Here is a 6,983-nt window from a genome sequence, read left to right on the forward strand (position 1 = left end):
CACCTTGAAGTCCATGTCGCCGAGGTGGTCCTCGTCACCGAGGATGTCGGACAGCACGACGAAGTTGTCGCCTTCCTTCACCAAGCCCATCGCGATGCCCGCGACCGGCGCCTTCACCGGGATGCCGGCGTCCATCATCGCGAGCGACGAGCCGCAGACCGAGGCCATCGACGACGAACCGTTCGACTCGGTGATCTCCGAGACGGCGCGGATCGTGTACGGGAAGCTCTCCATGTCCGGCATGACGGCGAGCACGCCGCGCTTGGCGAGGCGGCCGTGGCCGATCTCGCGGCGCTTCGGGCCCATCATGCGGCCGGCTTCGCCGACCGAGTACGGCGGGAAGTTGTAGTGGAACAGGAAGTGTTCCTTCGACTCGCCTTCGGCAGCGTCGATGATCTGGCCGTCGCGCGCGGTGCCGAGGGTGGCGACCACGAGGGCCTGCGTCTCGCCGCGGGTGAACAGCGCCGAGCCGTGGACGCGCGGCAGCACGCCGACGCGGACGGTGATCGGGCGGACGGTGTCGAGCGCACGGCCGTCGATGCGGACCTTGGTGGTCAGCACGGAGTCGCGCATGGTCTGGTACTCGAGCTCGCCGAACTCCTTCGAGGCTTCACCGGCCGACCAGCCGTTGGCTTCGATCTGCGGGGCGAGGGCGGCCATCACGTCCTTCTTCAGGGCGCCGATGGCGTCGCGGCGCTGCAGCTTGTCCGTCACCTTGAAGGCGTCGGCGAGGCGCGTGCCGACGGCGGCCTTCAGCGCGGCCACGAGGGCCTCGTTGCGGGCCGGGGCGGTCCAGGTGCCCCAATCCTTCTGGCCGGCTTCCTTGACCAGTTCATTGATGGCGTTGATGACCGTGCGGCCGGCGTTGTGGCCGAACGTGACGGCGCCGAGCATCACCTCTTCCGAGAGCAGCTTGGCTTCCGACTCCACCATCAGCACCGCGTTCGTGGTGCCGGCGACGACGAGTTCGAGCTCCGAGGTCTTCAGCTGGGTGGTCGTCGGGTTGAGGATGTACTGGCCGTTGGCGTAACCGACCTTGGCGGCGCCGATCGGGCCCGAGAAGGGGATGCCCGACAGGGCCAGCGCGGCCGAGGCGCCGATCATCGCCGGGATGTCACCCTCGACTTCCGGGTTCAGCGAGACGACGGTCGCGATGACCTGCACTTCGTGGCGGAAGCCTTCCGGGAACAGCGGGCGGATCGGACGGTCGATCAGGCGCGAGGTCAGCGTCTCGCGCTCGGTCTGGCGGCCTTCGCGCTTGAAGAAGCCACCCGGGATGCGGCCACCGGCGTAGAACTTCTCCTGGTAGTCGACGGTCAGCGGGAAGAAGTCCATGCCTTCACGGACGTTCTTGTTGCCGACGACGGTCACGAGGACGACGGTGTCCGCCATCTTGACGAGGACGGCGCCACCGGCCTGGCGGGCGATCTCGCCCGTTTCCAGCGTCACTTCGTGCTGGCCGTACTGGAAGGTCTTCGAATATTTCGCCACGTTCTGCTCTCTGGTTGTCTTTCGTTTCAGTCCGGCCGGGGGCCCCTGCCCCCTGGCTCGGTTGCCGCGTTGCCGCGGCATGGGGTTTTCAAACCCCGAAAAGCAGCGCGGCGCATTTCTGCGCCGCGCGGGGTATCACTTAACGACGGAGGCCGAGGCGCTCGATGAGCGTCTTGTAGCGCTCAACGTCCTTGTCCTTGAGGTAGGCCAGCAGGCGACGGCGGGTGTTCACCATCTTGAGCAGGCCACGACGGCTGTGGTGATCCTGCTTGTGGGCCTTGAAGTGCTCCGTCAGCTGCTCGATGCGGGCCGACAGCAGGGCGACCTGGACTTCCGGCGAACCGGTGTCGTTGGCGCCGCGCGCGAACTGGGAAATGATCTGGTTGGAATCGATGCTCATGGACGTTCTCGTGATGCGGAAGGCGCAGGAACGTCACTCGTGGACGCACCGCGGTCTTCGCCGGTTTCATGGGGATGCCTCGATTGAGGCGCGCGGATTGTAAGCCCGGCTGGGCTTCTGAACAAGGTTTTCACAGCAGGGCGCGAATCGCGTTCAGGCTCAACCCTCACCGGGGCGCTCCGCCCGCGGCGCGGGGCTCAGGAGGCCGCGGCCCAGCGGAACAGCCGCTGCGGGTGCACCACGCCGTCGCGGCCCTCGACCAGCCCCACCGCCCGCCCGCTCGGGGCGAAGGCGGCCATCAGGCCGTTCGCGGCATCGAGGCCAGCCAGGCTCTGGCCGTGGCCCAGCTTCAGCACCTCGGCCTCGCTCAGGTTCAGGCGCGGCCAGTCGGCCAGGGCCGACTCCACCGGCATCAGCAGGCTGTCCAGGGCGGCGAGCCCGGGCTCACTGTTCCGGTCGATGGCCTCGATCTCGTCGAGCGTGATCATCGTCGGGGTGCGGAAGGGCTCGGCCCACAGGCGCCGCAGGGCGACCACATGCGCGCCGCAGCCGAGGTCCTCGCCGATGTCGCGCACGAGGCTGCGCACGTAGGTGCCCGAACCGCAGGTGATGCGCAGGCGCAGCGACGCGCCGTTGATCGACAGCAGCTCGAGCGCATGGACGTCGACCTCGCGCTCGGCGACCTCGACGATCTCGCCGCGGCGGGCCTTGGCGTAGAGCGGCTCGCCGCCCTGCTTAAGGGCCGAATAGATCGGCGGTCGCTGCGAAATCCGGCCGATGTAGCGCTTCAACACGCGTTCGACCGCATGCGCGTCGAGCAGCGGCACGGGGCGTTCACGCAGCACCTGGCCGTCCGCATCATCGGTATCGGTGACGACGCCCAGCCGCGCTTCCGTTTCGTATGACTTGCGCGCGCCGAGCATCAGTCCCGCCACCTTGGTGGCTTCGCCGAAGCAGATCGGCAGCAGTCCGGTGGCCAAAGGGTCGAGGCTGCCGGTGTGGCCGGCCTTCTCGGCGCGGAAATGCTTGCGGACGCGCTGCAGCGCGGCGTTCGAGCTCAGGCCGGCCGGCTTGTCCAGCAGCAGCAGGCCATCGAGGGAACGGAACGGAAGACGGTGCATGGGGGAGTCCTCGATGAGGATCGGCCGCCGCGGCGCCCCGAGGGGCGCGGCGTCAGTGGGCGTCGCGGGACGACGGCGTTTCGCCGGGGGCGCCGTCGCTCGAGGCCTCGCCGTTCGCCTCTCGGATCACGGCATCCTGCTTGGCGGCTTCGCGCAGCAGCAGCTCGATCTTCTCGCCGCGATCGACGGATTCGTCGTAATGGAAATGCAGCTCGGGCACCTGGCGGATGCGCAACATCTTGCCCAACTGCTGGCGGAAGCCCTTCGACAGCTCGTTCAGGGCCTTCACGACCTCGAGCGAACGCTCCGGCTTCAGTGCGGTCACCCAGACCTTCGCGTGCGACAGGTCACGCGTGACCTCCACGTCGGAGACGCTCGCGGAGGGCAGCGAATGCTCGCGCACGGCCTCGTGCACCATGACGCCCAGCTCCCGGCGGAACTGGGCGGAGAGACGATCGGTGCGCGAGAAGGAACGCTTCGGCATCAGAGCGACCGCGCCACTTCGATGCGCTCGAAGCATTCAATCATGTCACCCGGCTTGACGTCGTTGTACGCCTTCACCGCGATGCCGCACTCGGTGCCGGAACGCACTTCCTCGACGTTGTCCTTGAAGCGGCGCAGCGACTCCAGTTCGCCCTGGAAGATGACGGTCTGGTTGCGCAGCACGCGGATCGGCTTCGACTTCTTGACCGTACCTTCGACGACCAGCGAACCGGCGACGGCGCCGAACTTCGAGCTGCGGAACACGTCGCGGACTTCGGCCACGCCGATGATCTCTTCGCGGATCTCCTTGCCGAGCAGACCCGACGCGACCTGCTTCACCTGGTCGATGACGTCGTAGATGATCGAGAAGTAGCGCAGGTCGAGGCCATTGCCCTCGATGACCTTGCGCGCGGCCGCGTCGGCACGGACGTTGAAGCCGATGACGACGGCCTTGGCCGCGGCGGCCATGACGGCCTCGGACTCGGTGATGCCACCGACGCCCGACTGGATCACGTTGATCTTGATCAGGTCGTTGGACAGCGCGACCAGCGAGTCACGCAGCGCTTCCACCGAACCCTGCACGTCGGCCTTGATCAGCAGGTTGAGCTGCTGCTGGCCTTCGCCCTTGCCCATCTGGGCCATGATGTCTTCCATGCGGCCGGCCTGCTTGACCAGCTTCGCCTCGCGAACCTTGGCCTCGCGCTGCTGGGCAACGTCCTTGGCAAGGCGCTCGTCGGCCACGACCACGAAGTCGTCGCCCGAGTTCGGCACGCCGGAGAGGCCGAGCAGCACCACCGGGATCGACGGACCCGCCGAATCGACCTGCTTGCCGCCTTCGTCGAACAGCGCGCGCACGCGGCCGTACTGCGTGCCGCAGACCAGGTAGTCGCCCTTCGACAGCGTGCCCTGCTGCACCAGCACCGTGGCAACCGGGCCGCGGCCCTTGTCGAGCGAGGACTCGATGACGGTACCCGCCGCCTTGCCGTCGACCGGCGCGGAGAGCTCCATCACCTCGGCCTGGACCAGGATCGCGTCGAGCAGCGCGTCGATGCCCATGCCCGTCTTCGCCGAGACGCCGATGAACGGCGTGTCGCCGCCCCACTCTTCCGGCGTCACTTCGTGCTGGGCGAGGCCGTTGCGCAGGTTGTCGATGTTGATGTTCGGCTTGTCCATCTTGTTCATCGCGACCACCAGCGGCACCTTGGCGGCGCGCGCGTGCTTGATCGCTTCGATGGTCTGCGGCATGACGCCGTCGTCCGCCGCGACCACCAGCACCACCAGGTCGGTGAGCTTGGCGCCGCGCGCACGCATGGCGGTGAACGCCGAGTGGCCCGGGGTGTCGAGGAAGGTGACGACGCCCTTGCCGGTTTCGACGTGGTAGGCGCCGATGTGCTGGGTGATGCCGCCGGCTTCGCCGGAGGCCACCTTGGTGCGGCGGATGTAGTCGAGCAGCGAGGTCTTGCCGTGGTCGACGTGGCCCATGATCGTGACGACCGGCGGACGCGTGCTGCGCTCGCCCTGGTCGGCTTCGATGTGCGCGGCCAGCGCCAGCTCGGCGTCGTCCTCGGTGGCGCGGACGGCCTTGTGGCCCAGTTCCTCGACGACGAGCACCGCGGTGTCGTGGTCGATGGTCTGGTTCAAGGTGGCCATGACGCCCATCTTGAACAGCGCCTTCACCACCTCGCCGCCCTTCATCGCCAGCTTGTTGGCGAGATCGCCGACGCTGATGGCTTCACCGACGGCCACTTCACGCATCACCGGCGCGGTCGGGCGCGAGAACGCGTGCGGACCGGCGTTGTTGTTGTTGCTGTTGCTGTGGCGCGAAGGTTCCTGGCGGCCACGACCACCCGGCTTGCGCTTGTTGTTGCCCGTGTTGCGACGCGCATGCGCGCCTTCGCTCAGGTGCAGCTGGCCACCGACGAAACGGCCACTGCGGTCATCTTCCGGAGCGCCTTCGACCTTGCCGCCGGGCTTGCCGCGGCGGTTGGCGGCCTCACGGGCACGCGCCGCCAGTTCGGCGTCCGCGCGGCTCGGCATCTGGATGACGGGGCGCGTCGTCGGACGCGCATCGGCCGGATTCTCGGCGGCGGGGGCCGCTGCCGGCTCCGCAGCTCGCTCGACCGGGCGCTCGTCGGCGACCGGATCGGTCGCGGCGGCCGGCGTTGCCGAGGGCGCACGAGCGGCCTTGTCGGCGGCTTCCTGGTCACGGCGGCGACGATCGGCCTCGTCCAGCGCCTTGCGCTCGGCGTCGGAGCGGGCCTGCGACTCGGCCAGCTTGCGGGCGGCTTCCTCGCGCTCGGCGTCCGGGCCGCTCGGGGCGACATCGGCGCGCTTCACGTAGGTGCGCTTCTGGCGGACTTCAACGGCGACGGTGGCCTTGGTCTTGCCGCCACCGACCGTCAGCTCTTCGACCTTGCGGCGCTGGAGCGTGATGCGGCTGGGGCCGGCTTCCTCGGCGGGTTTTTCATCCTTGCCATGGGTGCGGCGCAGGAAGCCGAGCAACTTCATCTTCTCGGTGCTGCTGACCACCTGGTCCGGCCCGGTGAACTGCATGCCTGCGCCGGAGAGCTGCTCAAGCAGCTTCTCGACGGGCAGGTTCAGCACCTTGGCCAGGGAGCGGACGGTGACCTCGGACATTCGGAAGGGCTTCCTTGGATGCTTTGCGCGCGGGGCGCTGGATTAAACGTAGGGTGCGGGCAGGACGGGCTCAGGCGAACCAGTGCTTGCGCGCTTCCATGATGAGGGCGGCGGCGCGGGCGTCGTCCATGCCTTCGATGTCGGCGATCTCGTCGACGGCCATCTCGGCGAGGTCGTCGCGCGTGACGATGCCGCGCGAGGACAGCGCGTAGGCGGTGGCTTCGTCCATGCCTTCGAGCGACAGCAGGTCTTCCGCCGGCTTGTGCTCCTCGAGGTTCTCCTCGACGGCCAGCGCCTCGGTGAGCAGCGCGTCGCGGGCGCGGGCACGCAGTTCCTCGACGATGTCCTCGTCGAAGCCTTCGACGGCCAGCAGCTCGGCGACCGGCACGTAGGCGATTTCCTCGACGGTGTTGAAGCCCTCGCCCACCAGGATGCCGGCGATTTCCTCGTCGACTTCCAGCTTGTCCATGAACAGCTTGCGGGAGTTGGCCTGCTCGGCCTCCGACTTCGCCGAGATCTGGTCCTGCGTCATCACGTTGAGCTGCCAGCCCGTGAGGCGGCTGGCGAGGCGGACGTTCTGGCCGCCCTTGCCGATCGCCTGCGCGAGCTTCTCCTCGGCGACGGCGAGGTCCATCGCGTGGCGCTCTTCGTCGACGATGATCGACTGCACTTCCGCCGGCGCCATGGCGTTGATGACGAACTGCGCGGAGTTGTCCGACCACAGCACGATGTCGATGCGCTCGCCGTTCAACTCGTTGCTGACGGCCTGCACGCGCGAACCGCGCATGCCGATGCAGGCGCCGATCGGATCGGTGCGGTGGTCGTGCGCGAGCACGGCGATCTTGGCGCGG

The 6,983-nt window shown here is 68.2% G+C and carries 6 protein-coding genes; all 6 read right to left on the reverse strand.

From position 1 onward, the window contains the following. On the reverse strand, positions 1 to 1,491 hold a 1,491-nt coding region (gene pnp, locus ACIQ6S_RS13825), incomplete at its 3' end, for a polyribonucleotide nucleotidyltransferase (protein ID WP_397608861.1). Between the two features lie 139 nt (positions 1,492 to 1,630). Next, positions 1,631 to 1,891, reverse strand: coding sequence for a 30S ribosomal protein S15 (rpsO, locus tag ACIQ6S_RS13830; RefSeq protein ID WP_297866720.1), 261 nt, complete (start codon positions 1,889 to 1,891; stop codon positions 1,631 to 1,633). A 197-nt stretch (positions 1,892 to 2,088) separates the two neighbouring features. Further along, a complete protein-coding gene (gene truB / locus ACIQ6S_RS13835; protein WP_297875301.1) occupies positions 2,089 to 3,012 on the reverse strand; it encodes a tRNA pseudouridine(55) synthase TruB in 924 nt (307 codons plus the stop codon). A 52-nt stretch (positions 3,013 to 3,064) separates the two neighbouring features. Beyond that, positions 3,065 to 3,496 (reverse strand): 30S ribosome-binding factor RbfA, encoded by a 432-nt coding sequence (gene rbfA, locus ACIQ6S_RS13840; RefSeq protein ID WP_397608862.1) that lies wholly within the window; start codon positions 3,494 to 3,496, stop codon positions 3,065 to 3,067. After that, the gene (gene infB, locus ACIQ6S_RS13845) at positions 3,496 to 6,132 is read right to left on the reverse strand and encodes a translation initiation factor IF-2 (protein ID WP_397608863.1); all 2,637 of its coding nucleotides are present in this window, start codon (positions 6,130 to 6,132) and stop codon (positions 3,496 to 3,498) included. Before infB ends, rbfA begins: the two co-directional genes overlap by 1 nt. Positions 6,133 to 6,202: 70 nt before the next feature. Continuing rightward, on the reverse strand, positions 6,203 to 6,983 hold a 781-nt coding region (locus ACIQ6S_RS13850; RefSeq protein WP_397608864.1), incomplete at its 5' end, for a transcription termination/antitermination protein NusA.

The sequence above is a fragment of the Silanimonas sp. genome (assembly GCF_044377035.1).
Lineage (GTDB): Bacteria > Pseudomonadota > Gammaproteobacteria > Xanthomonadales > Xanthomonadaceae > Silanimonas.

Bases quoted from the DNA above. Each gene is read 5' to 3' on its own strand.
- rbfA (WP_397608862.1), bottom strand. From the start codon at position 3,496: ATGCCGAAGCGTTCCTTCTCGCGCACCGATCGTCTCTCCGCCCAGTTC.
- infB (WP_397608863.1), bottom strand. From the start codon at position 6,132: ATGTCCGAGGTCACCGTCCGCTCCCTGGCCAAGGTGCTGAACCTGCCC.
- truB (WP_297875301.1), bottom strand. From the start codon at position 3,012: ATGCACCGTCTTCCGTTCCGTTCCCTCGATGGCCTGCTGCTGCTGGAC.
- rpsO (WP_297866720.1), bottom strand. From the start codon at position 1,891: ATGAGCATCGATTCCAACCAGATCATTTCCCAGTTCGCGCGCGGCGCC.